The organism is Streptomyces sp. NPDC005899 (assembly GCF_040629645.1).
Taxonomy (GTDB): Bacteria; Actinomycetota; Actinomycetes; order Streptomycetales; family Streptomycetaceae; genus Streptomyces.
This window is the reverse complement of record NZ_JBEXWB010000058.1, coordinates 1-25,182: the sequence shown is the minus strand read 5'-3', so window position 1 is coordinate 25,182 and position 25,182 is coordinate 1. Positions and strand designations below refer to the sequence as shown.

Below are 25,182 nucleotides of genomic sequence, written 5' to 3'. Positions count from 1 at the left end.
ACGGCGGGCCCCGGCGCCTGCCTGGTCCGTCAGGACTTCTTGCGGAACCTGGACACCGCGAGGGGGGCCGTCACCGCGGTGATGGCCACGGTCCAGCCGAGCGTGACCCAGACCGAGTGGGCGAGCGGGCCGCCCATCATCAGGGCGCGGGCGGCGTCGGCCAGGTTGGACAGCGGGTTGTAGTCGGTGAAGGTCTGGAGCCAGCCGGGCATCGTCTGCGTCGGCGCGAAGATGGACGAGCCGAACTGGAGCGGCATCAGCACGAGCATCCCCATCCCCTGCACGGCCTGGGCCGTCTTCATGGTCAGTCCGAGGAGGATGAAGATCCACATGATGGCCGCACCGAACGCGGCCGACAGGGCGATCGCCCCGACCAGCCCGAGCACCGACTCCTGGAGCTCCATGCCGAGCGCGAAGCCCATGGCCAGGAGGATGAGCGTCGCGACCATCATCCGGCCCAGCTCGACCACTATCTTCGCGATCAGCACCGAGGAGCGGGCGATCGGCATCGTGCGGAACCGGTCCATGACCCCCTTGCGGAAGTCGTCGTTGACGCCGGAGCCGACCGCCATGGCGATGTTCATGCCCATCATCGCCATCAGGCCGGGGATCAGGTAGTTGAGGTACTCCTGCCGGCCGCCGCCCATGCTGCCGCCGACCGATCCGCCGAAGACGTACACGAACAGCAGCGTGAAGATGACGGGCATCAGGAGCGCGTCGAACATCGACTCCGGATCCTTCTTGATCTGGAGCAGGTTGCGCCGCACCAGCGCCCCGATGTGGCGCAGGTTGTTCCGCACCCCGATCCTGCCCTCGTCGTGGAGCTTCCTGGCCGGGGCGGACGCGGCCGCGTCGGTGGGGGCGGGCGTCAGAGTCGTCGTGCTCATGCCGCGACCTCCTGGGGGGTCGTGTCGGTGACGGTGGCCTTGTCGCCCGTGATGGCGAGGAACACCTCGTCCAGGCTGGGCAGTGCGGTGGAGACGTGGGCGAGCGAGAAGCCCCGGGTGCCGAGCAGGCCGATCACCGCGGTCAGCTGCTCGTCGCTGAGGATCGGTACGTACAGGAGCCCCTCGTCCGGCACGGCCTGGGCGCCCGCGACGCCGTCGAGACCGGCCTCCCGCAGCGCCTGCGCCATGGCGGCGAGTTCGGCCGGGTCCGAGGGCCTGATCTGCAGGGTGCGGCCGCCGACCTTGGCCTTGAGCTCGTCGACACCGCCCCGGGCGATGATCCTGCCGTGGTCGATGACCGTCAGCTCACTGGCGAGCTGTTCGGCCTCCTCCATGTACTGCGTGGTGAGCAGCACGGTCGCCCCCTCCGCGACCATGCGCTGCACCTCGTCCCAGACCTCGTTGCGGGTCCTGGGGTCGAGCCCCGTCGTCGGCTCGTCGAGGTAGAGGACCGCCGGGCTGCCGATCATGGACGCGGCCAGGTCCAGCCTGCGCCGCATTCCGCCGGAGTACTCCATCGCGGCCTTCCTCGCCGCGTCGGTGAGCGAGAAGCGCTCCAGCAGCTCGTCGGCGCGGGAGCGGGCCTTCTTGCGCGGCAGGTCGAGCAGCCGCCCGATCATGTAGAGGTTCTCCCAGCCGGACAGCTTCTCGTCGACCGAGGCGTACTGGCCGGTCAGGCCGATGGTGCGGCGCAGCTGCCGGGGCTGCTTCACCACGTCGTAGCCGGCGACGACGGCGTGTCCGGCGTCCGGCACGATGAGGGTGGAGAGGCAGCGCACGAGGGTGGTCTTGCCGGCGCCGTTGGGGCCGAGCACGCCGAGGACGGTGCCCTCGCGCACGTCGAGGTCCACGCCGTCCAGTGCTTTGGTCTCGCCGTAGTGCTTGACCAGCCCCCGTACCTCGACGGCGTTCGCGCCGTTCCTGGGGTTCCTGTCGATTCGCGTCATGCCCACCATGGGACCAGCCGCCACCGACAGCGCACCGACAGATCGCTGACACCGCCCCCGCACGGCCGACAGCCCGCCGATGGGGGAAGTCGGCGGGCTGTCGGTGGTGCGGCAGTGGTCGGTGGGACGTCAGTGGAAGGTGTGCTCCGGCTGCGGGAAGGTGCCGCCGACGACCTCGTCGGCGAACTCCTTCGCCGCGTCACCCAGCATCCGGCGCATGTCCGCGTACTGCTTGGTGAACCGCGGCACCTTGCCGCCGGTCAGCCCGGCCATGTCCGTCCAGACCAGCACCTGGGCGTCCGTGTCGGGGCCCGCGCCGATGCCGACGGTCGGGATGTGCAGGATGCGGGTGACCTCGGCGGCCAGCTCGGCCGGCACGAGTTCGAGGACGACGGCGAACGCGCCCGCGTCCTGCACCGCCTTCGCGTCGCGCAGCAGCTGCTGCGCGGCCTCCTCGCCGCGGCCCTGCACCCGGTAGCCCATGGCGTTGACGGACTGCGGGGTCAGGCCGATGTGGCCCATGACCGGGATGCCGGCCTCGACGAGCAGCCGGATCTGTTCGTGCGAGCGCTCGCCGCCCTCCAGCTTGACGGCCCCCACACCGGCGTCCTTGATCAGCCGGGTGGCGTTGCGCAGGGCCTGGACCGGGCCCTCCTGATACGCGCCGAAGGGCAGGTCGGCGACGACCATGGCCCGCTTGGTGCCCCGTACGACGGCGGCGGAGAGCATGGTCATCTCGTCCATCGTGACGGGCACGGTGGTCTCGTAGCCGAGGTGGCAGTTGCCCATGGAGTCGCCGACGAGCATGACCGGGATGCCGGCCTCGTCGAAGACGGACGCGGTCATCGCGTCGTAGGCGGTCAGCATGGGCCACTTCTCGCCCCGCTCGGTCGCGGCGGCGATGTCGTGGACGGTGATGCGGCGGGTGCTCTTTCCCCCGTACAGCGCCTTGCCGGCGGCGGGGGAGGGACCTGCGGGAGGTGTGGCGGACTGGTTCTGCGCAGCCTGCAGCGACATGGCCAACGGCTCCTTCGTCATCTCGAGGCACCCTGACGGCGTCCCCGGATCCCTTCCATGGTGGCATCCCGGGAGCGTTCCCGGGAAGTGGGCCCCCGGAGGGGTTCCGCCCCGGTGCCTCCCGGACGGTGCCGCGCGCGTGGCGTGCGGTACGCCGCGCGGGCCGGACGGCTGTGCGCCGGCCCCCTCCGCCCTACGTGAACCCCGTCCGTCCAGCCGGTAAAGACTTTCCAATACGAGACGGTTCCGTATCGGAATTGCCTTAGGGTGATCGCATGTCCATACCGTCCGGCGCCCCTGCCGCCGCGCCCCGCGTCCCGGAGGCGGTCCACCGCCGCCGCTGGGCGATCCTCGCCGTCCTCATGTTCGGCCTGCTCATCGTCGTCCTGGACAACTCGATCCTGAACGTGGCGGTCAAGACGATCGCCAGCCCGGCGCCGACCGGCATCGGCGCCACCCAGAGCGAGCTCGAGTGGTCGATCAACTCCTACACACTGGTCTTCGCCGGCCTCCTCTTCACCGCCGGGCTGCTCGGCGACCGCATCGGCCGCAAGAAGGTCCTCCTGGCCGGCATCCTCGTCTTCGGCGCCGGATCGGCACTCGCCGCGCTCTCGACCTCGCCCGGCCAACTCATCACCTGGCGTGCGCTGATGGGCTTCGGCGCGGCGTTCGTGATGCCCGCCACCCTCGCCGTCCTGATGAACGTCTTCGAGCGCGACGAACAGCCCAAGGCCATCGGCATCTGGGCCGGCGGAGTCGGGCTCGGCATCGCGATCGGCCCGATCACCGGCGGAGTGCTCCTGGAGCACTTCTGGTGGGGCTCGATCTTCCTGGTCAACGTCCCGGTCGTCGTCCTCGCGCTGATCGCCATGATCCTCCTCGTCCCGGACTCCCGGGACCCGGACCCGGGCCGCGTCGACCCGCTGGGCGTCGTCCTGTCCATCGTCGGCCTGGTCCTGCTCGTGTACGGCATCATCCGGGGCGGGGAACTCGCCTCCTTCACCGATCTCACCGTCCTGGCGCCGCTGCTCGGGGGCCTGCTGGTGCTGGCGGCCTTCGTCTGGCACGAGAAGCGCAGCAGCCACCCCTCCATCGACATCTCGTACTTCCGCACGCCGGCGTTCTCCGCCGCCGTGGCCGCCATCGCGCTGGTGTTCTTCGCGCTGATGGGCGTCACGTTCTTCTCCGCCTTCTACCTGCAGAGCGTGCGCGGCTACACCGCCCTCCAGTCCGGGCTGCTGATCCTGCCGCTCGCCGCCGCACAGATGATCTTCGCGCCGCGGGCCCGGCTGGTCGTGGACCGGTTCGGTGCCCGCGCGGTCTGCACCGCCGGCATGCTGCTGGTCGCGGGCGGCCTCGCGGCCTTCGCCCTGTTCGACGCCGACACGCCCGTCTGGGTGCTGTGTGTCGTCTTCTTCGTCCAGGGGACGGGCATGGCGCACATCATGCCGCCCGTCACCGTCACCGTGATGCAGGCACTGCCCCGCGAACGGGCCGGCTCCGGCTCGGCCATCAACAACACCTTCCGCCAGGTCGGCGGGGCGCTCGGTATCGCCGTGCTCGGCTCGGTGCTCTCGACGGTCTACCGGGGTGACATCGAGGGTCACCTGGACGCTGTCCCGGCCGGGGCCAGAGACGTCGCCGGAGAGTCGATCGAGGCGACGCTCGGCGTGGCGGCGAAGCTCGGTCCGGCGGGCAGGCCGCTGATCGCGGCGGCCGACGACGCGTTCATCGGGGCGATGCACGTGACGGCCCTGGGCTCGGCTGCGGTCGCCCTGGTCGGCGCCGTGGTGGTGGCCCTGTTCCTGCCCGGCAGGACCGGCGGCGAGCAGGGCCCCGGCCGGGCGGAGCCCGTCCCGGCCCGGGCCGGGACGGGCCCCTCGGAGGGCTGAGGGGGCGGGGCCCGGCGCTCCCGGTACGGGCCGCTCGCCCCGCACCCCGCCGGTCGGCCAGAATCAGCGGACGACGAGGTGAACGGTGAGCGGCGCTCACCGGGAGCGCACACGTACGGCGAGAGGTGACCACGTGCAGGCGGCACAGGACCAACCGGATCCCCCGGCCGGTGACGGCGGCCCCGGACCCCGCCGCGGCCGCCCCCGCAGCGCCGCCGCCGAGCGGGCGATCCTGGACGCCGTCGTGGAGCTGCTGGAGGCCGGCGAACCGCTGGCCGGCCTGTCCATCGAGCGCATCGCCCGGACGGCGGGTGTCGGCAAGGCCACGATCTACCGCCGCTGGAGCGGCAAGGAGGCGCTGTTCGTCGACGTCCTGCGCGAGATCGAGCCGGCGGACCCCACCGTCTCGGGCACGGCCGGCCTCGCGGACCTGCGCGAACTGCTGGAGTCGATGCGGACCCGCGGGCTGGCCCAGCGCTCCTCCGTCCTCCTGCACAACGTGTTCGCGCAGATGAAGAGCCACCCCAGGCTCTGGGCCGAGTACCACCGCACCGTGATCGGGCCACGCCGGGTCGCGATGCTGGCCGCGGTGCGGCGCGCGGTGGACGCGGGGGAGCTCCGTGGGGACCTCGACGTGGAACTGATGGACGACCTCTTCCTCGGCCCGATGCTCGTGCGCACGGTCCACCGCCCCGACGCACCCCTGCCGGAGGACCTCGCCCAGCGCGTCATCCAGACCCTGCTGGAGGGACTCGCGCCGAAAGCCCAGGTCAGGCCCGAGAAGGCGGCGGCGACAGCTGTGTGAGCGTCTCGTAACAAGGTCCCGTGACCGCCGTCCGCCCGGAACCCGCGACACGGCCGACGACGTCCTGATGTCGGTACGGCCGTCGTCGACGGCAGGAACGGCGTCGTCCATCGCCTAGGGTCGTGAGGCGCGGCGATGTGTACGGCAAGGCAGTGAGGACAGCGCAATGGTGCAGGCGTACAGGGCGGACACCGAGAACGCCGGTACGGGCCCCCGGCGGCCCGGATCCCGCCTCGGGGACCTGCGGCGCAGACTCGCGGCCGACACGGGCCTGTGGCGGCGCGGCATCGTCCTCGCGCTCTGCTCGGTCCTGCTGACGCTCGTGATGGTCTTCCACGCGGAGATCCCGAACACGATCGGCAACACGGGCAGCCTCGTCGAGACGTTCCTGCCCTGGTTCGGCCTCCTGGTGCCGGTGCTCCTGGTCCTGGGCCTGGTCAGGCGTTCGGCGACCGCCCTGGTCGCGTTGCTCCTGCCGGTCGCCGTCTGGCTCAACCTCTTCGGCGGGCTGCTGTTCGCCGACAAGTCGGGCACCGGGGGCGACTTCACCGTCGCGACGCACAACGTCAACGCGGGCAACCCGGATCCGGCGGGGACCGCCCAGCAGGTCGCGGGGTCCGGCGCGGACGTCGTCGCCCTCCAGGAACTGCCCGCCGGCAAGGTGGCGGCGTACGAGGACGCACTCGCCGGCCGCTACCCGCACCACTCGGTGCAGGGCACCGTCGGACTGTGGAGCACCTATCCGCTGAGCGACTCCCGCCCCGTCGACATCAAGCTGGGGTGGACCCGGGCGATGCGTGTCACGGTGACCACGCCCGACGGGCCCGTCGCCGTGTACGTGGCGCACCTGCCCTCCGTACGGGTCAAGCTGAACGCGGGCTTCACGGCCAACCAGCGGGACAAGAGCGCCGACGCGCTGGGCGAGGCGATCGCCGGCGAGCCGCTCGCCAGGGTGGTCCTGCTCGGCGACCTCAACGGCACGATGAACGACCGCTCGCTCAACGCCGTCACCGCCCAGATGCGCTCCACCCAGGGTGCGGCGGGCGACGGGTTCGGGTTCAGCTGGCCCGCGTCGTTCCCGATGGCACGGATCGACCAGATCATGGTCAAGGGCGTCGAGCCCGTCTCCTCCTGGACCCTCCCCGCGACGGACAGCGACCACCTCCCGATCGCCGCGAGCGTCGACCTCGCCGGCAGCGAGTAGGCCGGCGGCCCGGCCGGGCCCGCGATGACGGCGGCCGGCGGCCCCTACCCCTCGGACGGGACCTCGCCGGCGGGGAAGTGCGGCAGCAGACAGGCCGCCAGCTCCTCCATCACCTCCAGCGCGGGGCGGGTGTTGTGCCGGAGGTTGACCATCAGCTGGTCGACACCGGCGGCCTCGTAGGTCTTGAAGAGGTCCAGCAGGGGTTCCCGCCCCATCGCCCAGCCCTGCGCCAGCGGGCGCGGCGACGCGTACGGGTCCTCGTCGAGTACGAGGTAACCCGCCTGCGCGTACGGCTTGTAACCGGGGGAGCCCGCCTCGCCGGTCAGCCGGCGCCAGCGGGCGGTGTTGGCCCGCTGCCGCTCCGGCTCCAGCGCCGTGTACAGCCAGCCGTCCGCGTGCCGTGCCGTCCACTCCAGGGGCTGCCCGCCGCGGCCGGTCATCAGCATCGGGAGCCGGCCGCGGGCGGGCGGGGGCAGCAGAGCGGATCCGGGCGGCACCCTGCCGAGCGGGGAGAGGAATCCGGGCGGGCCCGGCTCGGTGAGGTGGCGTACGTACTCCCACCCGTGCCGCAGCCCGTCCGCGAGGCCGGCCGGGTCGAGGCCGAAGGCGGGCACCTCCCCAGGGCGGTCGCCGCGGGCGACGCCGAGGAGCATCCGGCCGCCCGAGAGCACGTCCACGGAGTTCGCGGCCTTGGCCACGTGGACCGGGTGACGCAACGGCAGCACGGTGCTCGCCGTGCCGAGGGCGAGGTGCCGGGTCGCCACCGAGAGCGCCCCGAGGCAGACCCAGGGGTCGAAGAGCTGGCCGCCGTCCCCCTCGCCGGGCACGAGCAGGGGCACGTCGCGCAGCCACAGCGTAGAGAATCCCAGGTCCTCGGCCGTCCGGGCCAGCCGGAGGTGACCGGCCATGGACGGCACGTCCCCGGTGAACGACTCCAGTGGGGCGATGAGGCCGAGCGTGGCCCGCCCGCCGGGGAAGGCCCGCAGCATCCCGGGGTGCCGCAGCAGCCCGGGATGTCGCGGCCCCCCGGCGGTGGCGGGTCCGGTGGCGGGCCCCACCGGGGTGCGGCCGGCGTCCCCCGCGCTCACGGTGTCTGCTGCCCGCTCGCCCGTGCGGCCGCCAGCAGCCGGGAGTTCTCCCGCTCCAGCTCGGCGATCCGCTGCCGTACCGGCTTCAGCGCCTCCTCCAGCTCGGTGAGGGTGTAGCGCGGCTGGATGTGCTGGGGGCAGTTCCAGTCGTAGGCCTCCACCGTGACGAACAGGACCCGCTCGGGCGCGGCCCGGTAGTCGTCGGGGACGAGTGGCCCGGCCGAGGCGGGCCACTCGTCCGGGGTGCCGGCCCGGGCGCGCCCGAGGATCTTCAGCCGCCTGCGCGCGGGGTAGTCCATCAGCAGCAGGGAGACCCGGTCGTCGGTGTCCAGGTTCCCGGTGGTGATGTACTGCTTGTTGCCCCGGTAGTCCGCGAACCCCAGGGTCCGCTCGTCCAGGACCCTCAGGAAACCCGGTGGACCGCCCCGGTGCTGCACGTAGGGCCAGCCCGTCGAACCGGTGCTGGCCAGGTAGAAGCTGCCGGCCCGGGAGATGAACGCGGCCTCCGAGGGGGTCAGGCGGTCGGCCTCCGCGGGCCCTTCGGCCATCGCGGCGTAGTTGCGCCGGCTGCCCTGTTCCTCCTGGTGCGCCTGGACCGGCGGCGTGAACAGCAGCTGTGCGTAACGGCTGGTCATCGCCGGTCTACCACCAGTAGGCGGGGTAGCGGGGGGTCCTGCCGCTACGGCCGGCGAGGATGCCGACGCCGACGATCACCGCGGTGGCCAGGAGCAGCAGGAGCAGGAAGAGCACCGTGGAGGGCTGGGTGACGACCACGATGACGGCGGTCGCCGCCGCCGGGGAGTGGGGCGTCCTCGCCAGGGCCATCGCGCCGATCGCCAGACCGCCGGCGACCGCGGAGGTCCACACCGAGCTGCCGCCGACGGCCAGGCACACGAAGCCGACGACGGCCGAGACCAGCTGACCGCCGATGACGCTGCGGGGCTGCGCCAGGGGGAGCGCCGGGGCGGCGAAGACCAGGGCGGCACTCGCGGCGAGCGGCGGGATGAGGACCGTCTGGTCGAGGAGGACGCCGAGGGCCACCAGGGCGACGAGGGCCGTGACACCGCCGAGCGTGGCCACCGAGACGACGGGGAACGCGGGGCGGGCCGGGGCCTTGCTCGTCAGGACGGAGCTGAGGCGGCGCTGCGAGGGGAGCTCGGACACCTGCGTGTCGGACACGGAAGTTCCTTCCATGGGAACGGGATGAGCCGGGAATGCGCGCACCGGGGGTGCGGGAGCGGCGGGCGCATGAGCTAATGGCTGCATCCTACGCACATCCATTAGCTTATGGCGGCGAAATCGAGACGGCAGGATGGGTGCATGAGCGAGCAGACGGACCGGCGGCGCGGCCGGTCGCCCATCGACGAACTCCCTCTGACGGGGGAGCCGTTGGCCTTGGACCTGGTCAACACCACGTACATCAGGGGCGGAGTGCGGGGGCACCTGGTGGACGCGCTCTCCACCCCCGGGGACCTGCGGGAGTGGCTCGTGTCGCACCGGGACGTCCTCCCCGCCCGGGCGACGGCGGAGATCGGGGCCTTCGACCGGCCGGGCCGGGACCACCTGGAGGCGTTCCTGGCGCTGCGCAGGGCGCTGAGGTCGCTGGCGTCCGCGCTCACCGCCGGCCGCCCCCCGGACCCGGCGGACCTGGCCGTGGTGAACGAGGTGGCGGGGAGGGCCGCGCGGTGGCGTGAGCTGAGGGCCGCCGAAGGAGGGCCGGAGGGCGGGGTCCTGTGCGTGGTGGACCGGTGCCCGGAGCCGGACCCGTTCCTGGTGGCGCTCGGCGCGACGGCCGGCGCGGCGGTGGAGCTCTTCGGCGGACCGGACGCCGGGAGACTGCGGGCCTGCGAAGCGCCCGGATGCATCCTGTACTTCGTCCGGAGGCATGCCCGCCGTGCCTGGTGCACGGTCGGGTGCGGCAACCGCGTACGGGTCTCACGGCACAGCCGCCGCTCACGGGCGAGCGACGGCTGACACCTGCCGCGGACGGGGCGCCGCGGGTCAGTTCAGGATGGTGCGGTACACCTCGTCGGAGAGGTCGTAACCCAGCTTCAGCGCGGCGGCGTTGTCCCACTCGAAGTGCACGCCGATGTACTTGCGGCTGTCGGCCTTCTCCTGGGCCGCGGCGCTCAGGCTCGGGAAGGAGCGGGTGACGCCCCGGGCCAGCGGGTCGTCGGTGCCGCCGGTGAAGGAGAGCTTGTCCGTGCCGAAGTAGTTGCGCACGATGCCGGCCCAGGCGGCGCCCACCCCGGAGTGCCCGGAGACGTAGGTGGGGAAGTTGGGGCTGAAGCTGTTGCCCGCCAGGTCCTGCTCCTCGGGCTGCCAGGCCGGGTCGGCGACGATGCCCGCGTTGGGGACTTCGTTCGCGCGGGTGATGGCGTCCACCGGGCGCCACACGTCCCAGTCGGTGGCGTACTTGGAGTCCCAGATCGCGATCGCCGCGTCGGCGAGTGCGGCGGACGTCAGGCCGAAGAGCTTGGCGCTCTCGAAGGAACTGCCGTACGGGCGGTACTTGCGGAAGATCACGGCCGTGTGCTCGTACTGCTGGCCGACCGGCTTGTACGTGCCGTCGATGTCGTTGGCCCAGAAGTGGGCCAGCTGCGTCTGGTCGGCCGTGCGGGCGGTGGAGTTCTTCCCGCCGATCCGCTTGATCTCGTTGACCTGCGCGGCGTACTCGGGGCTCTTCAGGAGCGCCTCGGGCGTGGCGAAGCCGCCGATGGGGCCCGGCCGGAACGCGCTGCCGGAGGAGATGGCGAAGGGCTTCACCTTGCCCCAGTTGGGCGCGCCCGCGGGCTTGCCCGGGGCCGGCTGCCAGTGGCCGGGGGCGGCGGTCGCGACGTACGGCGTGGTGTCGTCCGAGCCGTCGCCCGTCCGGTGGGCCAGCAGGGCCGTGGCGACCCTGGTCCCGAGGTCGCGGCCGAACGCCCGCTGGGACGAGTTGCCGACGTCGGGGAGGGCCAGGGCGGTCTTCAGCCTGGCGTCGAGGTCGGCGGCCGGGTAGGCGGGGAAGGCGCCGCGCAGCGCGGTGTACGCGGCGTGGTCGATGGCCGTGTTCAGGGATCCGTAGGCGCCGGCCGCGGAGGCGTCCTTGGTGAGGTACGGCTTGCCGATGGTGCGGATGGAGTTGACGGTGTCGTAGATCGAGAGGTCGAGGATCGCACCACCGCGGGTGAGCGGTCCGGGCGTCCCGCCGGTCTTGCGGAACACGTCCAGCAGCACGGTGTTCCAGTACAGGACGTGGTCCTGCGAGCCGCGTGCCGTGGAGGGCACGGAGGTCTCGCCGGCGGGGGGCGTGACCTCGGCCGCCGCGGGCACGGAGGGGGCCAGCGTGGCGACGCCCGCGAGGGACAGGCCGGCCACGGCCACGCGCAGAGTCCTGCCCTTGCGTATGGAGCGGAGCATGAGATGAGATCCCTGTCTGTCGGCGCCCGGTGACGCTTCTGACGCGTCGTCACCTCGGCGATGCCTTCTTCGCCGAGAAACGTACGGCGCCGCCGCCCCCGGTCACCGACGGCTCCCCAGATGCCAGCCATCGGGAATCCTGATGGCCCGGGGCGTCCACGGGTTTCATGCGATGTCCATGTTTCCCTAACGGCCTGTTGATGCTGATGTCGTTAGATGGTCACTCGGTCCACCGGATCGTGGATGGTGCTCCGCGGGGTGGTGCCGGGCGTAGTGCCGGGCGGCGCGCGCCCTGTTGCCGCACCCTGTCGAACACCACTGCCTCCGGGAGCGTCCGCGGTCGAAGAAGAAGACGCACCCCGGCGCGGTGCACGGTGCCGGCTCCACGCCGGAGGAGCCGGCCAGCAGCTCGATGAGGGCGTGGGCGACCTCGGCCTGCGCGGCGACCAGGGGCGTCGCCGCGCACCAGTGCCTCACGGTCGGCCGCTCCCCCGGGGCCCAGTGCAGCAACGGCAGCGAACGGCTCATGGCGGCCGCCCGGTTGACCTGTGCGACGTCCCACGGGTCCGGCTCGCCGCACCGCACGTAGGAGTCGACCAGGCGCCGGCCGGCGTCCCTGAGCAAGGTGAAGCCCAGCACGTCGGCCTCGTCGACGGCTCCGAGGGAGCAGTCGTCGATCGGGGTGGTGAACAGGGCGCGACAGGAGCGCAGCCACCAGATGAGCAGCTCGGGTGACCGGAAACCGTCGTGGAGCTCACCGCGCACCGGGAAGACGGTGTTGAGGAACTCCAGCGGCAACGGCTCGCCGTTCAGCGGCGGGACGTCCCGGGGGGTGGGGAACGCGTCGGTCTGAGTCATCGTCATCTTGGCCCTCGGACGGGAGAGAGGTGGCGCTTGTTCGAGGCACATGCCCCGTGGCAGGATCTAGCTAACGGGATGTATGCCTCTGGTCCGTTAGTCTGGCCAGGCTAGCGGAGTAGAGGTCCGAAGGGGCCCGCTCCATCGAGGAGCGGGGGTTCCTCGGCCTGGGGGGCGTGCGAAGAGTGGTGCCCCCACACCGTGCCGGGAGCCGGTTACCGTACGACGCCGTTTTTTCTGTGGGGGAGAAAATGACATTGGATCTTGCGCTGTATCAGTTGAGAACTTTCCGCGAAGTCGCCAGGCTGGGCAGCTTGACGAAGGCCGCACGCAGCCTCGGGTACGCACAGTCCAGTGTCACCTCGCATATTCGGTCGCTGGAAACGCGTATCGGTATGCAGTTGGTGCAGAGATTGCCGCACGGCGTCCGGCTGACGCCTGCGGGAGAGATATTCCATGAATACGCGAACCGTATCTTCCATGTGGTCGACGAGATGTCCAACGCCCTCAAGCCGTCCGGTGAACTGGAGGGGCGGGCGACCGTCGGGGCGTCCGCGCTCCTCCTGGAGACCCGGGTCGGAGCCCTGGTGCAGGACTGCCGGTACCGGTACCCGAAGGTGCAGGTGTCGCCCCGTCAGCTCGTCATCAGCAACGCCGCCCGGGCCGTCCAGGCCAACGAGGTGGACCTGGCGCTGGTGCACGGGGACTTCGCCTGCGCCGGGGACTTACCCGCCGGACTGGTGGTCGAGGAACTGCCGCATCTGGAAGTGGTGCCGGTCGGATCGCTGGAGCTGTCCCGGAGCGCGGACCGGGCACGGGCACTCTCGCAGGTGAAGGTGCTCGCGGTCGACCCCGACTGCTCCTCGCACCAGGTGATGGTGACCGCGCTCCGCGAGATCTACGGCATCGAACCGCAGGTCATCGAGGCCGGCTCGGTGAGCGGGGCGAGGGAGTTGGCGCGCGTCGGGTACGGGATCGCGATGCTGCCCGCCGAGTCGGTGCGGGCGGAGGGAGAGGGCAGCGGGCTCGCCGTCATCCCCGGCCTGCCCCGCGTGCGGCTCGGTGTCCGCGCGCTGTGGGCCGGGCGCGAGCTCTCGACGGCGGCGGTGTCCGCCTTCTGCGACGTGGCGGCCAGGGTCGGCAGGCGGCTGGAGGCGCAACCGGCCTGACCGGGCCGTGCACGCCGAAGGGGCGGGCGGGTGGATAACGGGTGACCGTATCCCATCCGCCCGCCCCTTCGGCTTTTCCGGCGCCGGCCCCGGTGCCGGGGAAACAGGCCCATCGAAAAAAGCGATACCGCCCATCGCATTCGGTGCGGATCGGATCGGCACCGTCCTGCATAGCCTTCTCACGGAGATGCAAGATAAACCTTTGAGAGGTGGGAATGTGTCCGACATCGCCTACATTCCGAATGTCTTTCGCAGCGGCTTCGAACTGGACGACCTGAACTGGGTCACCTGGTCCGAGCCCGGCCGCACCGGCGTCGAGCACCACGTGCTGTGGGCTCCCGACGAGGCGAAGGGCGAGGACTCCGTCGGCCTGCTCCTGCGCTTCCCGCCGGGTGCGCACGGAGACTTCCACGAGCACCTGGGCCACGAGTTGATGCTGGTCCTGGACGGGGTCCTCGACCACAGCGACGGCATCTCGTACGTGAAGGGTGACCTCGTCGTCGAGGGCCCCGGCACCGAACACCAGATGTCCAGCCGCACGGGCTGCACCGTACTGGCGATCCGCACCGCGCCCGCCGCCGCGCGAACCCCCCAGAAGCCGCTCCGCCCCGTCGGCGTCACCGCCGCCCCCTGACCGGTGCGGGCAGGCGCGCGCGTCCCCCCGCCGCGAACACGCTCCGCCCGCACCGCACCACTGCGTACCGCACCACAGCGCACCGCCGTACCGCGCACCGCACCGCACCGCACCACGTCGTACCGCGGGCTTCCCGCCCGGCTCCGCATGTCATCCTGCCGACCCGAAGAGAGCGGTTCCTTGTCCACGTACAGCCTCCAGAACCCGCACGGCCAGACTCCGGCGGAACCGGTGAACGGGCCGGACGCCGCCATCGAGCGCGGCGGCCGCAGGGTCCTGGTCTCCAGCGTCTCCTCCGACTCGCACACCTGGAACCTCGTCTTCCTCCAGCTCCTCATCGAGGAGATGGGCCACGAGGTGACGAACATCGGCTCTTGCGTCCCGGACGAACTCCTCATCGAGGAATGCCGGCGGGTCCGCCCCGACCTCGTCGTCATCAGCAGCGTCAACGGACACGGGGCCCTGGACGGCGCGCGTGCCGTGCGGCGGCTGCGCAGCCACCCCGACCTGCGCGACCTGCGCGTGGTGATCGGCGGGAAGCTCGGGGTCCGCGGCCCCGACGCGGAGCCCTGCGCACCCGGACTCGTCGAGGCCGGCTTCGACGCCGTCTTCGAGGACACCTCCTCGGTCACCGAGTTCCGCAGCTACCTCGCCCGGTCCGCACGGCCCCAGCTCACCGCGTCCGGAGCCCGGTGACCATGGGGGAGCACTCCGTACAGCGCCGTCCGGGCGCACCGGCGGCCCCGTCGGCGCAGGGCACGTTCGCGGCCGCGGTGGCCGCCGGCGTGCGGGCCGGCGAACTCGTCGTCCAGCCCAGGATGGGCTTCGCCGACATCCCACGGATGCGCGAGGGACTGCACGCCGTGAAGCAGGCCCGCGCCCGGACGGTGGGCACCCTGACGATCGACAGCTACACCCGGGTCGGCGACAACGAGTCGGCGCGCCGGGCACTCGCCGACGGCACGGACCTCAACGGCTACCCGATCGTGGCCCACGGCCCCGGCACGACACGGGAACTGACCGGCCCGCTCGCCGGCTCCGGCTTCGCGGTCCAGGTGCGGCACGGCTCCGCGAACCCGCACCACATCATCCAGGCCCTGCTGGACGCGGGTCTCGACGCGACGGAGGGCGGGCCGGTCTCCTACTGCCTGCCGTACAGCAGGACACCGCTGGACGAATCCGTCGACGCCTGGGCCCGCAGCTGCGAACTGCTCGCCTCCCGGCCGGGCACCCACCTGGAGAGTTTCGGCGGCTGCATGCTCGGCCAGCTCTGCCCGCCCGGGCTGCTGGTCGCGCTCTCCGTCCTGGAAGGCGTCTTCTTCCGGCAGCGGGGACTGCGCAGCGTGTCGCTGAGCTACGCCCAGCAGACCCACCACGCCCAGGACGTCGAGGCACTGCTGGCCCTGCGCACCCTGGCCGGCGAGTACCTCGACGGCATCGACTGGCACGTCGTCCTCTACACCTACATGGGCGTGTTCCCGCGGACCACCGAAGGCGCGCTGAGACTGCTGCGGGACAGCGCCCGCCTGGCGGTCCTCACCGGGACCGAACGCATGATCGTCAAGACGCCCGCCGAGGCACACCGCATCCCCACCATCCAGGACAACGTGCGGGCCCTGGAGGAGGCCGCCCTGGCCGCCGCCGCCTGCAACGGCGCCACCGCTCCGGCGGACCAGGAGTTCGGTGTCCTGGCCGAGGCGCGCACCCTGGTGGAAACCGTCCTGGAGCTGCACCCGGACACCGGGCGGGCCCTGGCCGACGCCTTCCGGCGCGGACTGCTGGACGTGCCGTACTGCCTGCACGCCGACAACGCCAACCGGTCCCGCAGCTACATCGACGCCCGAGGCGCCCTCCAGTGGCACTCCACCGGCGCCATGCCGATCCCCGCGCTCCCCGCGACCGAACGCGAACGGCTGCGGGCGGACGACCTGCTCGGCATGCTCTCGTACACCCAGGAATCCTTCGACCGGGCCGCCCTGGGCGAGCGCCGGTACGCCGTCGGGAGCACCCCGGCGTCCAGCTGACCACACGTCGCGTATCACTTCTCACCCGTTAGGAAGTAGCTGTGTCCGGATTTCCGTCCGATACGCGCCCCCTCGTCATCGCCGTCATCGGCAGCGGCCCCCGGGGCATCTCCGTGCTGGAACGGCTCGCCGTGCGGACGGCGGCCGAGGCGGAGCAGGCCGGCGGCAGCCCCCGGCCCGTCCGCGTCCACCTGATCGACGCCACCGAGATCGGCGCAGGCCGCGTCTGGCGCACCGACCAGGACGACTGGTTCACCATGAACACCGTGGTCAGCCAGGTGACCATGTACTCCGGCGGCCCGGACGGCGGCCCCGACCGCCCCGGTGCCGGACCCTCGCTGGGCGAGTGGATAGCCCGGCGGGCCCGGGAGGCGGGCGAGGAACTCCTCGGCCCCGACGACTACGCCCCCCGGGTCCGCTACGGCCAGTACCTCGCCCACGTCCTGGACACCGTCGTGGCCGCGATGCCCGGTCATGTGGAACTCCTGCCGCTGACCGGCCGGGTCACCTCGCTGCGGCCGGCCGCCGGCGGCGGCTACCGGCTCGGCGTCGACGGCCACCCGGGGCCGCTGGAGGCCGACCGCGTCGTCCTGGCCACCGGCCACCCGGTCAACGCCCCGGGCGCCTTCGAACGCGAGATGCTCGACTTCGCCGCGCGGACCCCCGGTACCCGCTACCTCTGCGGTGACTCCGCGGCGGACATGCCCCTCGGTGAGGACGAGATACCCGCCGGGAGCGTCGTCGGCGTCAAGGGCCTCGGACTCTCCTTCTACGACGTGATGCTGGCCCTGACCGTGGGCCGGGGCGGCGAGTTCCGCACCGGCCCCGACGGCGTGCTGCGCTACCGGCCGAGCGGCCGGGAACCCCGGATCGTCGCCGGGTCCCGCAGCGGTCTGCCGATCCCCGCACGCGGGCGCAACCAGAAGGAGCCCCACTACAGCCACCGCGCGCTCTTCCTCACCGCCGACGCACTGGAACGCGCCCGGGAGGCCCGCCGGGCCCGGAGCGGCAGCGGGCAGCTGGACTTCGAGCAGGACGTGCTGCCGCTGCTCCGCGCGGAGATCGACCACGTCCACCTCACCACCCTGGTACGGCGGGCCCTGGGAACCGCCGCGGCCGAGGAGTTCGCCCGGGCGCACGCCGAGGTGCTGCGTGAGGGCGGCGACCGCCGCGCCCTGCTGATGGAGGCGGGGCTGGCCGACGTGGAGCCGGTCGACCTGGACGCGCTGGCCCGTCCGTTCGGCCAGGAGGTCTTCGAGTCGCCGGAGGACTTCCGCACCCACCTGCTGAAGGTGATGGACGAGGACTTGGCCGCGGCCGAACTCGGCACGGTCGACGGCCCGTTGAAAGCGGCACTGGACGTGCTCCGGGACATCCGCAACGTGGTCCGCCAGGCCGTCGACCACGGCGGGCTGCTGCCCGACTCGCACACCGGCTTCTTCCACGGCCGCTTCCTCCCCGTCAACGCCCTGCTGTCGGCCGGCCCCCCGATGGCACGGGTGGAACAGCTCAGGGCCCTGATCACGCAGGGCGTCGTCGAGGTCGCGGGGCCGGACACCGTCTTCGAGGCAGCGCCGGAAGCCGGCGGCTTCCGGGTCGGGTCCCCCCGCGTCCACGGCTCCCGGCGGATCGCGCGGACCCTGATCGACGCCCGTATCCCCAACCCCGACCTGCTGCGCGACACCTCCCCGCTGACCCGGCAGCTGGTGGACGACGGCATGGTCCGCGCCTACGCGATCGAGGGCCCGGACGGGGACCGCCACGTGACCGGCGGCATGGACGTCACCGTCAGCCCCTTCCACGTGGTGGACGCCTCCGGCCGGGTCCAGCCCGACCTGTACGCCCTCGGCATCCCGACCGAGCACACCCGATGGTTCACCCAGGTCGGCAGCAGCCGCCCGGGCGTCGGCACCCTCTTCTACCGGGACGCCGACGCGATCGCGGCGGACGCGCTGCGCCCGGCGGGACCCGTCCGCCTGCCCCGGCAGGCGACCGCCGCCCGCCGCCCGGCGGCCCCCGTCCGCACGCCCGTCCGTGAGGGGGAGCCCGCGTGAGCACGGAGGAGCACGAGCACGTGGCCGCCCGGGAGTTCCTGCGCGCGCGGGACCTCCTGCTGCTGCACCGCACCGACCTGGAGAAGGCGGTGGCCGAATTCGACTGGCCCCGCCCGGAGTTCTTCAACTGGGCGCTCGACTACTTCGACGCCGTCGCCACGCGTACCGACCGTCCCGCCCTGCGGATCGTCGGCACCGGCGGACCGGAGACCGACGAGCTGTACGGCTACGGCGAACTGTCCCGGCGCTCCGCCCGGCTCGCCAACGGCCTGCGCGCCGCGGGCGTACGCCGGGGTGACGTCCTGCTGCTGATGCTGGGCAACAGGGTGGAGGTGTGGGAGACGATGCTGGCCGCCGTCAAGACCGGTGCCGTCGTCATCCCCACCTACACGACGGCGACGCCCGCGGAGCTGGCGGACCGCGTCGGCCGGGGCGAGGTGCGGTACGTCGTCGCCGAGGCGGCGCTGACGGACCGGTTCACCGGCCTGCCGGGAGGGTGGACCGGCTTCGCGGTCGGGGGTGAGGCGGAGGGCTGGCTGTCCTACGACGCCCTCGGGCAGGCGTCCGACGTCTTCGAACCGGACGGCCCCACCCGGGCGGACGACCCGCTGTTCCGGTACTTCACCTCGGGCACCACCTCCAAGCCCAAGCTGGTGGAGCACACCCACACCAGCTACCCCGTCGGCCACCTGTCCGGGATGTACTGGAACGGTGTCCAGCCGGGCGACGTCCACCTGAACATCTCGGCGCCGGGCTGGGCCAAGCACGCCTGGAGCTCGCTCTTCGTCCCCTGGAACGCCGAGGCGACGGTGCTCGCCCTGGACGCCGCCCGCTCGGGCCCCGCCGAGATCCTCGACGCCCTGCACACCCGACAGGTCTCCACCTTCTGCGCCCCGCCGACGGTGTGGCGCGCGCTGGCGGGCCTCGGCCTGGGCGAGCGTCCGCCCGCGCTCAGGGAGGCCGTCGCGGCGGGCGAGCCGCTGGAGCCGGCCCTGATCGAGCGGGTCGCCCGCGACTGGGGGATCCAGCTGCGCGACGGATACGGGCAGACGGAGACCACCGGGCAGATCGGCAACCCGCCCGGCCGGCCGGCGGTGCCCGGCAGCATGGGCTTCCCGTTGCCCGGGTACACCGTCGTCCTCGTCGACCCGGAGTCCGGCACACCCGTCGCCGACGGCACACCGGGGGAGATCTGCCTGGACCTGTCCACGGCGCCGCTGGGCGTGATGCGGGGGTACGTGGGCAACCCGGCCCGTACGGCGGAGGCCCTGGCCGGCGGTTACTACCACACGGGCGACCTGGCCGTACGCGACGCGGACGGTTCCCTCGTCTACCTGGCGCGGGCCGACGACATGTTCAAGTCCTTCGACCACCGCATCTCACCGCGCGAGCTGGAGGAGGCGCTGCGCCGCCACCCGGCGGTGGCCGACGCGGCCGTGGTCCCGGTGCCCGACCCGGTCGGCCTGTGGGCCCCGAAGGCGTACGTGATTCTGGCCCCGGGCAGCCCGGCCTCGGCCGCCACGGCACGGGACCTGCTCGGCCGGGCCTGCGCCGAACTGCCCCCCGAGAAGTGGGTGCGGTCCGTGGAGTTCGTGGCGTCCCTGCCGCGCACGGCGTCCGGGAAGGTGCGCCGGGCCGAGCTGAGGGAGCGCGCGGCCGGGACGGAGTACCCGCTCGACGCCTGAGGACCGCTCCGGACGACCGCGGCGCCGGGCCCCGCACCACGGGGCCCGGCGCCGCGGCGTTCCGCCGGGCGGCCTCAGGCCGTGCGGTGGCGGGCGTAGTGGCGCTGTGCCTTGGCCCGGTTGCCGCAGCCGGCCATCGAACACCAGCGGCGGGTGCCGTTCTTGGACACGTCGTAGAAGTGCAGGACGCACTCGTCGTTGGCGCAGGGGCGCACCCGGTCGGGCCGGTCGTCCATCAGCCGGAGCCAGCTCTCGGCGGCGTGCCAGGCCGGCGACCAGGAGGCGTCCTCCACCTCGACGGCCGACCCGGGGCGCCCGTCCGTGTCCAGGCTCCGCCGGATCCGCCCGTACGCGAGCACCTCGTTGAGCGCCGCCAGGGCTGCCGGATCGGGTTGTCCGGGTGTGGCGACCAGCACGTCCAGGGCCCCGCGCACGCGGAGCAGGTGGTCCAGGGCGGCGCGGTCGGCGGGCACCTGGGCGCTGCCGAGGTGTTCGCGTACGGCCGGGGTCGAGAGCCAGAGCGCCAGCCCGTCCGGCCGGTCCAGCAGGTCGTGGGAGCCCTCGGCGTCGATCCACCGGGTGTTGAGCAGGTCGAGGGCGAGCGGCTCGCCGGTCAGCGGCCGCGGGTCGGGCACGGGGGAGGGCGGCACGGCGAGGTCCTTCCGGCGGAGGCGGAAACGGTTACCCCTCCGATACTAACCAGCCATCCGCCCGTGAGCGGTTGACTCGCTTCCTCTCTAACCCCTAAAGTCATTTTCAGTGGTTACGAGATCAACTCGTGGCTCCGACGAAGGCACAGGTGTTTGACGATGACCAAGGCACAGAACCTCCAGACCGGGCACGTCGGCGTGAACGTCACCGACCTGGACCGCTCCCTCGCCTTCTACCGCGAGGTCTTCGACTTCGAGGTCCTCGCCGAGGGCAAGGAGGACGACCGCCGCTGGGCGTTCCTCGGCCGCGGCTCCCGGCTCCTGGTCACCCTGTGGCAGCAGAGCACCGGCACCTTCGCGACCGACCGCCCCGGTCTGCACCACCTCTCGTTCCAGGTGGACACCGTCGAGGAGGTCCGGGCCACCGAAGAGGTGCTGCGCGCGCTGGGTGCCGAGTTCACCTACCAGGGCGTCGTCCCGCACGGCGAGAGCGGCACCTCGGGCGGCATCTTCTTCAACGACCCCGACGGCGTCCGGCTGGAGATCTACGCGCCGACCGGCGCCGACCCGGCCGACGCCCCCACCGCCGGTGCGCCCACCTGCGGCTTCTTCTAGACCCGGCCGCACCTGCCCGAAAGGAACGCCGTGGCCACGTATCACAGCGGCGAGAGCGCCGTACAGGAACGAGCCGGCCTGGAACGCCAGGCGGACTTCTCCCTGGGCGGCATCGGTGACACCGTGCCCGACGTGGCGGCGGCGTTCCTCGCCGCACAGCCCATGCTGGTGGTGGGCGGGACGGACGGAGCCGGCCGGATCTGGGCCACCCAGCTGACCGGGGGGCCCGGCTTCCTCCGGGTCCCCGACCCGCGCACCCTCCTCGTGGACGCGCTGCCCGAACCGGGCGACCCCCTGCACGAGACCCTCGCCGGCGCGCACCGGACCGCCGTCCGGATCGGCATGATCGGCATCGAACCCGCCACCCGGCGCAGGATGCGCGTCAACGGACGCGCGACTCGGGCCGGGGACGGCCTGCGGGTCGAGCTGGACCAGGTCATCGCCAACTGCCCGAAGTACCTCCAGAAGCGCGACCACCGGTTCCTGGGGCCCGGCGAGTCCACCGTCGCGCGCACCGTCACCGCTTCCACCGCCCTGACCGGCGGGCAGCAGCGGGTGCTGCGCGAGGCCGACACCTTCTTCGTCGCCACGGCCTCCGACCGCGGTGACGCGGACGCCTCCCACCGGGGCGGCAACCCGGGCTTCGTCCAGGTGCTCTCCCCGACCCTGCTGCGCTGGCCCGACTACACGGGCAACGCCATGTTCCTGACCCTGGGCAACCTCCTCCTCAACCCGACGGCCGGCCTCCTCGTCCCGGGCTGGGACACCGGTACCGCGCTGCACCTCAGCGGCACCGCCCGCACCGTCTGGGACGAGGAGGAGGCCCGGAGCGTACCGGGCGCCCAGCGACTCGTCGAGTTCTCCGTCGAGGCGGTGCGCGAGATCACCGGGGCGTCCGGCCTGCGCTGGTCCGAGCCCGCCTACTCCCGCTTCAACCCGTCCGTCGCCTGACCGCTCGGTCCGGCGGCACCGTCCCCCACCCGCCCACCATCCCGAGGGAGTTCACGATGCGCGTCGCCGTGGACATGAAGTTGTGCGAAAGCCACGGACAGTGCGTCTTCGCGGCGCCCCAGGTCTTCTCGTTCGACGACGAGGAGTACCTCGTGTTCGAGCCCGAGGCCGACGACGCCCTGCGCGACCAGGTGGAGAAGGCCGCGGCCGCCTGCCCGGTCCGCGCCATCACCCTGGCACCCGCGTCATGACCGGGCACGGCCGGCGCCGCCTGGTGGTCGTCGGTGCGTCCCTGGCCGGTCTGCGGGCCGCGCAGACCCTGCGCGCGGAGGGCTTCGAGGGCGAACTGACCGTCGTGGGCGCCGAGCTCCACGCCCCGTACGACCGGCCACCGTTGTCCAAGCAGGCCCTCACGGCGGCCGGCGGCCCGCCGGACACGGCCCTCCCGGTGCCGGACGGCATCCGGGCCCGCTGGCTGCTCGGCCGTCCGGCCGTCGCCCTCGACCCGCGCGCCGCCACGGTGGCGCTGGCGGACGGGACCACGCTGCCCTACGACGGACTGCTCGTCGCGACCGGTGCCGCCGCCCGCCGCCTCCCGCCGGACCGGGGCACCCCGCCCCGGCGGGTGTTCACCCTGCGCGACCGCGACGACGCCCACGGCCTTCGTGCCGAACTCACGCCCGGCAGAAGGCTGCTGGTCGTCGGCGCGGGCTTCCTGGGGAGCGAGGTGGCCGCCGCGGGCCGAGCCCTGGGCCTGGACGTCACCGTCGTCGAGGCGGGCCACCTGCCCCTGGAACGCGCGGCCGGCAGGGCGGTCGGCGCCTTCGTCGCGGACCTGCACAGGACGGCCGGTGTCGACCTCCGCGTGGACACCACCGTCGAGACCCTTCTCTCCGGCCCCGACGGCGCGCTCACCGGCGCCGTCCTCGGCGACGGCACGACCGTGACCGCGGACGTGGCGGTCCTGGCCCTGGGCGCCGTACCGGCCACCCACTGGCTGGCCGGCTCCGGGCTGGACGCCGAGGGAGGCGTGCTCTGCGACCGGTGGCTGCGCGCCCTGGACACCGAAGGCCGGATCGTGCCCGGGGTGTACGCCGCGGGGGACGCCGCCAGGGTGCCGCAGCCGCTCGCCGACGGACGGCCGCTGGCCCTCGGCCACTGGAACGACGCCCTCGACCAGGCGGCCACGGCCGCCCGCACCATGCTCACCCCGCACAGCCCGCACGCCCTCGACGCGGTGCCGTCCTTCTGGTCGGACCTCTACGGAGCCCGGATCCGCTCGGTGGGCCTGCCTGCCGCGGCCGACGAGGCCCGCGTCGTCGAGCACGACGCCGCCGCCCGGCGCATGGAGGTCAGCTACCACCGCGCGGGCCGCCTCGTCGGGGCGCTGACGATCGGGCGCACCGCCCGCCTCGCCGCCTACCGCGAGGAGCTGCACCGGCGGAGCACCCCGGTGCCGGCCGGCTGAGACCGGACACGGGCCCCGGGAGGAGCCCGGCGCCGGAGTGACGAGGGTGACGGCCCGGCCGGGGACTCGTGCCGTCACCCCCGGCGGGCCGCGGGGCTCCGGGGGCGGCCCTTCGGGGGGTACCGGGGACGGCGGGACGGAGCGCCGGCAGCGGGGGCGGGCGACCGGCGGGCAGGGGAGCGGTGGACGGAGTGATACGCACATCACACCCCGCCGCAACGGTTCGTTCACCTGCGGGCATAAAACCTCTGAGAGACTTTGTTCCGACGGGATACATACTCCGTCCCGGCAACGAAGCCGACGCTCCCGCCCCCGCACCCCTGCCGCCCCGCCCGCCACGGGCAGGCGGCGACCGTCCCGAAAGAGGTTCATCCCCATGCCCCTGGCCCTGCTCGCCCTCGCTGTGAGCGCCTTCGGCATCGGCACCACCGAGTTCGTGATGATGGGCCTGCTGCCCAACGTCGCGGACGACCTGGGAACGTCCGTACCCACCGCCGGTTACCTCGTCTCGGCGTACGCGATCGGCGTCGTCCTCGGTGCCCCGCTGCTCACCGGCCTCGGCTCCCGGATCCCGCGCAAGCGGATGCTCCTGCTGCTGATGGCCGTCTTCACCGTCGGCAACCTCGCCTCGGCGTTCGCCCCCGACTTCGGCTGGCTGCTCGCGGGCCGGTTCCTGGCCGGGCTGCCGCACGGGGCCTTCTTCGGCGTCGGCGCCGTCGTCGCCGCCCGCCTCGTACCGGACGGGCGCCAGGCCCGGGCCGTCGCGACGATGTTCCTCGGGCTGACCGTCGCCAACATCGTCGGCGTGCCGGCGGCCACCCTGCTCGGGCAGCACCTCGGCTGGCGCGCCACCTTCATGGTGGTCGCGGTGATCGGGCTGGGCGCCATGGCCGCGCTCGCCCGGCTCGTCCCGCAGATTCCCGTCGAGGCGCACCAGAACGTACGCCGTGAGCTGGGCGCGCTCGCCGACCGGCAGGTGCTGCTCGGGCTGCTCACCGCCGTCCTCGGCTTCGCGGGCGTCTTCGCCGTCTACTCCTACCTCTCGTCCATGACGACCGAGGCGATGGGCTTCGGGGAGTCCTCGGTGACCCTCGTCCTCGCCCTCTTCGGTATCGGGATGACCCTGGGCGCCCTGGCGGCCGGTCCGCTGACCGACCGCGCGCTGCGGCCCACGCTGTACGGGTCGCTCGGTGCCCTCGCCGTCGTCCTGGCCGTCTTCCCCTTCGCCGTCCACGTGCGGTGGGCCGCGCTCGTCATGGTCGTGCTGCTGGGCGGGATCGGCTTCATGACGACCACCCCGCTCCAGATGCTGGTGATGAACAAGGCCAAGGACGCCCCCACGCTCGCCTCCGCCTCCAACCACTCCGCCTTCAACCTCGCCAACGCCGGTGGGGCCTGGCTCGGCGGCGTGGCCATCGCGGCGGGCTGGGGCTGGACGTCACCGGCCCTGGTCGGCGCGGTCCTCGCGCTCGCCGGCCTCGCCGTGGCCGTCACGGCGGGCGTCCTGGACCGCACGCCGAAGGCCTCCCGCATCGTGGCGGCGGGGACGGCCGTCCGTGACGGGCACAAGGTCGACGTGCACTGACCGACGGGCCGCAAGGCCGCCGTGCGCCGGCTGGCAGGCCGTAAGGCGGCAGGCCGTAGGGCGACAAGTCGTGAGGCCGGCTTCCACCGGCTGGCGGGCCCAGGCCCGGCGTGCACCGGCGCGCCGGGCCGGGGGCCGGAGGGGGGGTGGCGGGACGTGGGGCGCGCCGGGCCGCCGGGCGGGGCCG

24 protein-coding genes are annotated in these 25,182 nt (G+C 72.9%); 15 read left to right on the top strand and 9 right to left on the bottom strand.

The window, feature by feature from the left end:
- Positions 1–29: 29 nt before the first annotated feature.
- The 3 genes from ABZ371_RS10630 to panB form a co-directional block, all read right to left on the bottom strand.
- Positions 30–887 (bottom strand): ABC transporter permease, encoded by an 858-nt coding sequence (locus tag ABZ371_RS10630; RefSeq protein ID WP_358676431.1) that lies wholly within the window; start codon positions 885–887, stop codon positions 30–32.
- Complete coding sequence (locus tag ABZ371_RS10625) at positions 884–1,903, bottom strand: ATP-binding cassette domain-containing protein (protein WP_358676428.1); 1,020 nt, start codon at positions 1,901–1,903, stop codon at positions 884–886. The genes ABZ371_RS10630 and ABZ371_RS10625 overlap by 4 nt, the downstream gene beginning before the upstream one ends.
- Before the next feature lie 120 nt (positions 1,904–2,023).
- Positions 2,024–2,911: a 3-methyl-2-oxobutanoate hydroxymethyltransferase gene (panB, locus tag ABZ371_RS10620; RefSeq protein WP_358676425.1), complete on the bottom strand. Its 888-nt coding sequence runs from the start codon at positions 2,909–2,911 to the stop codon at positions 2,024–2,026.
- A 275-nt stretch (positions 2,912–3,186) separates the two neighbouring features.
- Here panB and ABZ371_RS10615 point away from each other — a divergent pair, with 275 nt between their 5' ends.
- From ABZ371_RS10615 to ABZ371_RS10605, 3 genes are all read left to right on the top strand, one after another.
- A complete protein-coding gene (locus ABZ371_RS10615) occupies positions 3,187–4,803 on the top strand; it encodes an MFS transporter (protein WP_358676423.1) in 1,617 nt (538 codons plus the stop codon).
- 133 nt (positions 4,804–4,936) lie between these two features.
- A complete protein-coding gene (locus ABZ371_RS10610; RefSeq protein WP_358676421.1) occupies positions 4,937–5,608 on the top strand; it encodes a TetR/AcrR family transcriptional regulator in 672 nt (223 codons plus the stop codon).
- Positions 5,609–5,774: 166 nt separating this feature from the next.
- Positions 5,775–6,812, top strand: a complete 1,038-nt coding sequence (locus ABZ371_RS10605) for an endonuclease/exonuclease/phosphatase family protein (protein ID WP_358676418.1) — start codon at positions 5,775–5,777, stop codon at positions 6,810–6,812.
- Positions 6,813–6,856: 44 nt separating this feature from the next.
- Here the strand turns inward: ABZ371_RS10605 and ABZ371_RS10600 are convergent, their stop codons facing one another.
- Genes ABZ371_RS10600 through ABZ371_RS10590 form a run of 3 tightly spaced genes read right to left on the bottom strand, consistent with a single transcriptional unit; the run spans position 6,857 to position 9,079 of the window.
- A complete protein-coding gene (locus tag ABZ371_RS10600) occupies positions 6,857–7,900 on the bottom strand; it encodes a TIGR03571 family LLM class oxidoreductase (protein ID WP_358676415.1) in 1,044 nt (347 codons plus the stop codon).
- The gene (locus tag ABZ371_RS10595; RefSeq protein ID WP_358676412.1) at positions 7,897–8,535 is read right to left on the bottom strand and encodes a pyridoxamine 5'-phosphate oxidase family protein; all 639 of its coding nucleotides are present in this window, start codon (positions 8,533–8,535) and stop codon (positions 7,897–7,899) included. Before ABZ371_RS10595 ends, ABZ371_RS10600 begins: the two co-directional genes overlap by 4 nt.
- Before the next feature lie 7 nt (positions 8,536–8,542).
- Positions 8,543–9,079: an HPP family protein gene (locus tag ABZ371_RS10590; protein WP_358676409.1), complete on the bottom strand. Its 537-nt coding sequence runs from the start codon at positions 9,077–9,079 to the stop codon at positions 8,543–8,545.
- 141 nt (positions 9,080–9,220) lie between these two features.
- Between ABZ371_RS10590 and ABZ371_RS10585 the strand changes: the two genes are divergently transcribed.
- Complete coding sequence (locus ABZ371_RS10585) at positions 9,221–9,874, top strand: CGNR zinc finger domain-containing protein (RefSeq protein WP_358676406.1); 654 nt, start codon at positions 9,221–9,223, stop codon at positions 9,872–9,874.
- Between the two features lie 27 nt (positions 9,875–9,901).
- Here ABZ371_RS10585 and ABZ371_RS10580 read toward each other — a convergent pair whose 3' ends face one another.
- Positions 9,902–11,302 (bottom strand): vanadium-dependent haloperoxidase, encoded by a 1,401-nt coding sequence (locus tag ABZ371_RS10580; RefSeq protein ID WP_358676403.1) that lies wholly within the window; start codon positions 11,300–11,302, stop codon positions 9,902–9,904.
- A 186-nt stretch (positions 11,303–11,488) separates the two neighbouring features.
- Positions 11,489–12,166, bottom strand: a complete 678-nt coding sequence (locus tag ABZ371_RS10575; RefSeq protein ID WP_358676400.1) for a CGNR zinc finger domain-containing protein — start codon at positions 12,164–12,166, stop codon at positions 11,489–11,491.
- A gap of 245 nt (positions 12,167–12,411) precedes the next feature.
- On the opposite strand from ABZ371_RS10575, the gene ABZ371_RS10570 reads away from it, so the two are divergent.
- The 6 genes from ABZ371_RS10570 (at position 12,412) to ABZ371_RS10545 (ending at position 19,726) form a co-directional block, all read left to right on the top strand.
- Positions 12,412–13,329, top strand: coding sequence for a LysR family transcriptional regulator (locus tag ABZ371_RS10570; protein WP_358676397.1), 918 nt, complete (start codon positions 12,412–12,414; stop codon positions 13,327–13,329).
- 217 nt (positions 13,330–13,546) lie between these two features.
- Entirely contained in the window at positions 13,547–13,963 is a 417-nt protein-coding gene (locus ABZ371_RS10565) for a cupin domain-containing protein (protein WP_190175017.1), read from the top strand.
- Between the two features lie 231 nt (positions 13,964–14,194).
- Positions 14,195–14,659 carry a cobalamin-dependent protein gene (locus ABZ371_RS10560; protein ID WP_358676434.1) on the top strand — a complete coding sequence of 155 codons (465 nt, stop codon included), beginning with the start codon at positions 14,195–14,197 and terminating at the stop codon, positions 14,657–14,659.
- Positions 14,660–14,661: 2 nt separating this feature from the next.
- Positions 14,662–15,987 (top strand): methylaspartate mutase, encoded by a 1,326-nt coding sequence (locus ABZ371_RS10555; RefSeq protein WP_358676394.1) that lies wholly within the window; start codon positions 14,662–14,664, stop codon positions 15,985–15,987.
- Between the two features lie 41 nt (positions 15,988–16,028).
- Complete coding sequence (locus ABZ371_RS10550; RefSeq protein WP_358676391.1) at positions 16,029–18,041, top strand: FAD/NAD(P)-binding protein; 2,013 nt, start codon at positions 16,029–16,031, stop codon at positions 18,039–18,041.
- Positions 18,038–19,726, top strand: coding sequence for an AMP-binding protein (locus ABZ371_RS10545; protein ID WP_358676388.1), 1,689 nt, complete (start codon positions 18,038–18,040; stop codon positions 19,724–19,726). Before ABZ371_RS10550 ends, ABZ371_RS10545 begins: the two co-directional genes overlap by 4 nt.
- Positions 19,727–19,800: 74 nt before the next feature.
- Here ABZ371_RS10545 and ABZ371_RS10540 read toward each other — a convergent pair whose 3' ends face one another.
- A complete protein-coding gene (locus ABZ371_RS10540) occupies positions 19,801–20,376 on the bottom strand; it encodes a CGNR zinc finger domain-containing protein (protein ID WP_358676386.1) in 576 nt (191 codons plus the stop codon).
- Between the two features lie 159 nt (positions 20,377–20,535).
- Here ABZ371_RS10540 and ABZ371_RS10535 point away from each other — a divergent pair, with 159 nt between their 5' ends.
- From ABZ371_RS10535 to ABZ371_RS10515, 5 genes are all read left to right on the top strand, one after another.
- Positions 20,536–20,991 (top strand): VOC family protein, encoded by a 456-nt coding sequence (locus ABZ371_RS10535; protein ID WP_358676383.1) that lies wholly within the window; start codon positions 20,536–20,538, stop codon positions 20,989–20,991.
- Between the two features lie 30 nt (positions 20,992–21,021).
- Positions 21,022–21,942, top strand: coding sequence for a pyridoxamine 5'-phosphate oxidase family protein (locus tag ABZ371_RS10530; protein ID WP_358676380.1), 921 nt, complete (start codon positions 21,022–21,024; stop codon positions 21,940–21,942).
- 56 nt (positions 21,943–21,998) lie between these two features.
- A complete protein-coding gene (locus ABZ371_RS10525) occupies positions 21,999–22,193 on the top strand; it encodes a ferredoxin (protein ID WP_358676377.1) in 195 nt (64 codons plus the stop codon).
- Positions 22,190–23,410 (top strand): FAD-dependent oxidoreductase, encoded by a 1,221-nt coding sequence (locus ABZ371_RS10520; protein ID WP_358676374.1) that lies wholly within the window; start codon positions 22,190–22,192, stop codon positions 23,408–23,410. Before ABZ371_RS10525 ends, ABZ371_RS10520 begins: the two co-directional genes overlap by 4 nt.
- A 376-nt stretch (positions 23,411–23,786) precedes the next feature.
- Positions 23,787–24,995 carry an MFS transporter gene (locus ABZ371_RS10515; RefSeq protein WP_358676371.1) on the top strand — a complete coding sequence of 403 codons (1,209 nt, stop codon included), beginning with the start codon at positions 23,787–23,789 and terminating at the stop codon, positions 24,993–24,995.
- The last annotated feature ends 187 nt before the right edge of the window (positions 24,996–25,182 follow it).

Coding starts and splice junctions, on each gene's coding strand:
- ABZ371_RS10630 (WP_358676431.1), bottom strand. CDS start 887: ATGAGCACGACGACTCTGACGCCCGCCCCCACCGACGCGGCCGCGTCC.
- ABZ371_RS10625 (WP_358676428.1), bottom strand. CDS start 1,903: ATGGTGGGCATGACGCGAATCGACAGGAACCCCAGGAACGGCGCGAAC.
- panB (WP_358676425.1), bottom strand. CDS start 2,911: ATGTCGCTGCAGGCTGCGCAGAACCAGTCCGCCACACCTCCCGCAGGT.
- ABZ371_RS10615 (WP_358676423.1), top strand. CDS start 3,187: ATGTCCATACCGTCCGGCGCCCCTGCCGCCGCGCCCCGCGTCCCGGAG.
- ABZ371_RS10605 (WP_358676418.1), top strand. CDS start 5,775: ATGGTGCAGGCGTACAGGGCGGACACCGAGAACGCCGGTACGGGCCCC.
- ABZ371_RS10595 (WP_358676412.1), bottom strand. CDS start 8,535: ATGACCAGCCGTTACGCACAGCTGCTGTTCACGCCGCCGGTCCAGGCG.
- ABZ371_RS10585 (WP_358676406.1), top strand. CDS start 9,221: ATGAGCGAGCAGACGGACCGGCGGCGCGGCCGGTCGCCCATCGACGAA.
- ABZ371_RS10580 (WP_358676403.1), bottom strand. CDS start 11,302: ATGCTCCGCTCCATACGCAAGGGCAGGACTCTGCGCGTGGCCGTGGCC.
- ABZ371_RS10575 (WP_358676400.1), bottom strand. CDS start 12,166: ATGACGATGACTCAGACCGACGCGTTCCCCACCCCCCGGGACGTCCCG.
- ABZ371_RS10570 (WP_358676397.1), top strand. CDS start 12,412: ATGACATTGGATCTTGCGCTGTATCAGTTGAGAACTTTCCGCGAAGTC.
- ABZ371_RS10555 (WP_358676394.1), top strand. CDS start 14,662: ATGGGGGAGCACTCCGTACAGCGCCGTCCGGGCGCACCGGCGGCCCCG.
- ABZ371_RS10535 (WP_358676383.1), top strand. CDS start 20,536: ATGACCAAGGCACAGAACCTCCAGACCGGGCACGTCGGCGTGAACGTC.
- ABZ371_RS10525 (WP_358676377.1), top strand. CDS start 21,999: ATGCGCGTCGCCGTGGACATGAAGTTGTGCGAAAGCCACGGACAGTGC.
- ABZ371_RS10520 (WP_358676374.1), top strand. CDS start 22,190: ATGACCGGGCACGGCCGGCGCCGCCTGGTGGTCGTCGGTGCGTCCCTG.
- ABZ371_RS10515 (WP_358676371.1), top strand. CDS start 23,787: ATGCCCCTGGCCCTGCTCGCCCTCGCTGTGAGCGCCTTCGGCATCGGC.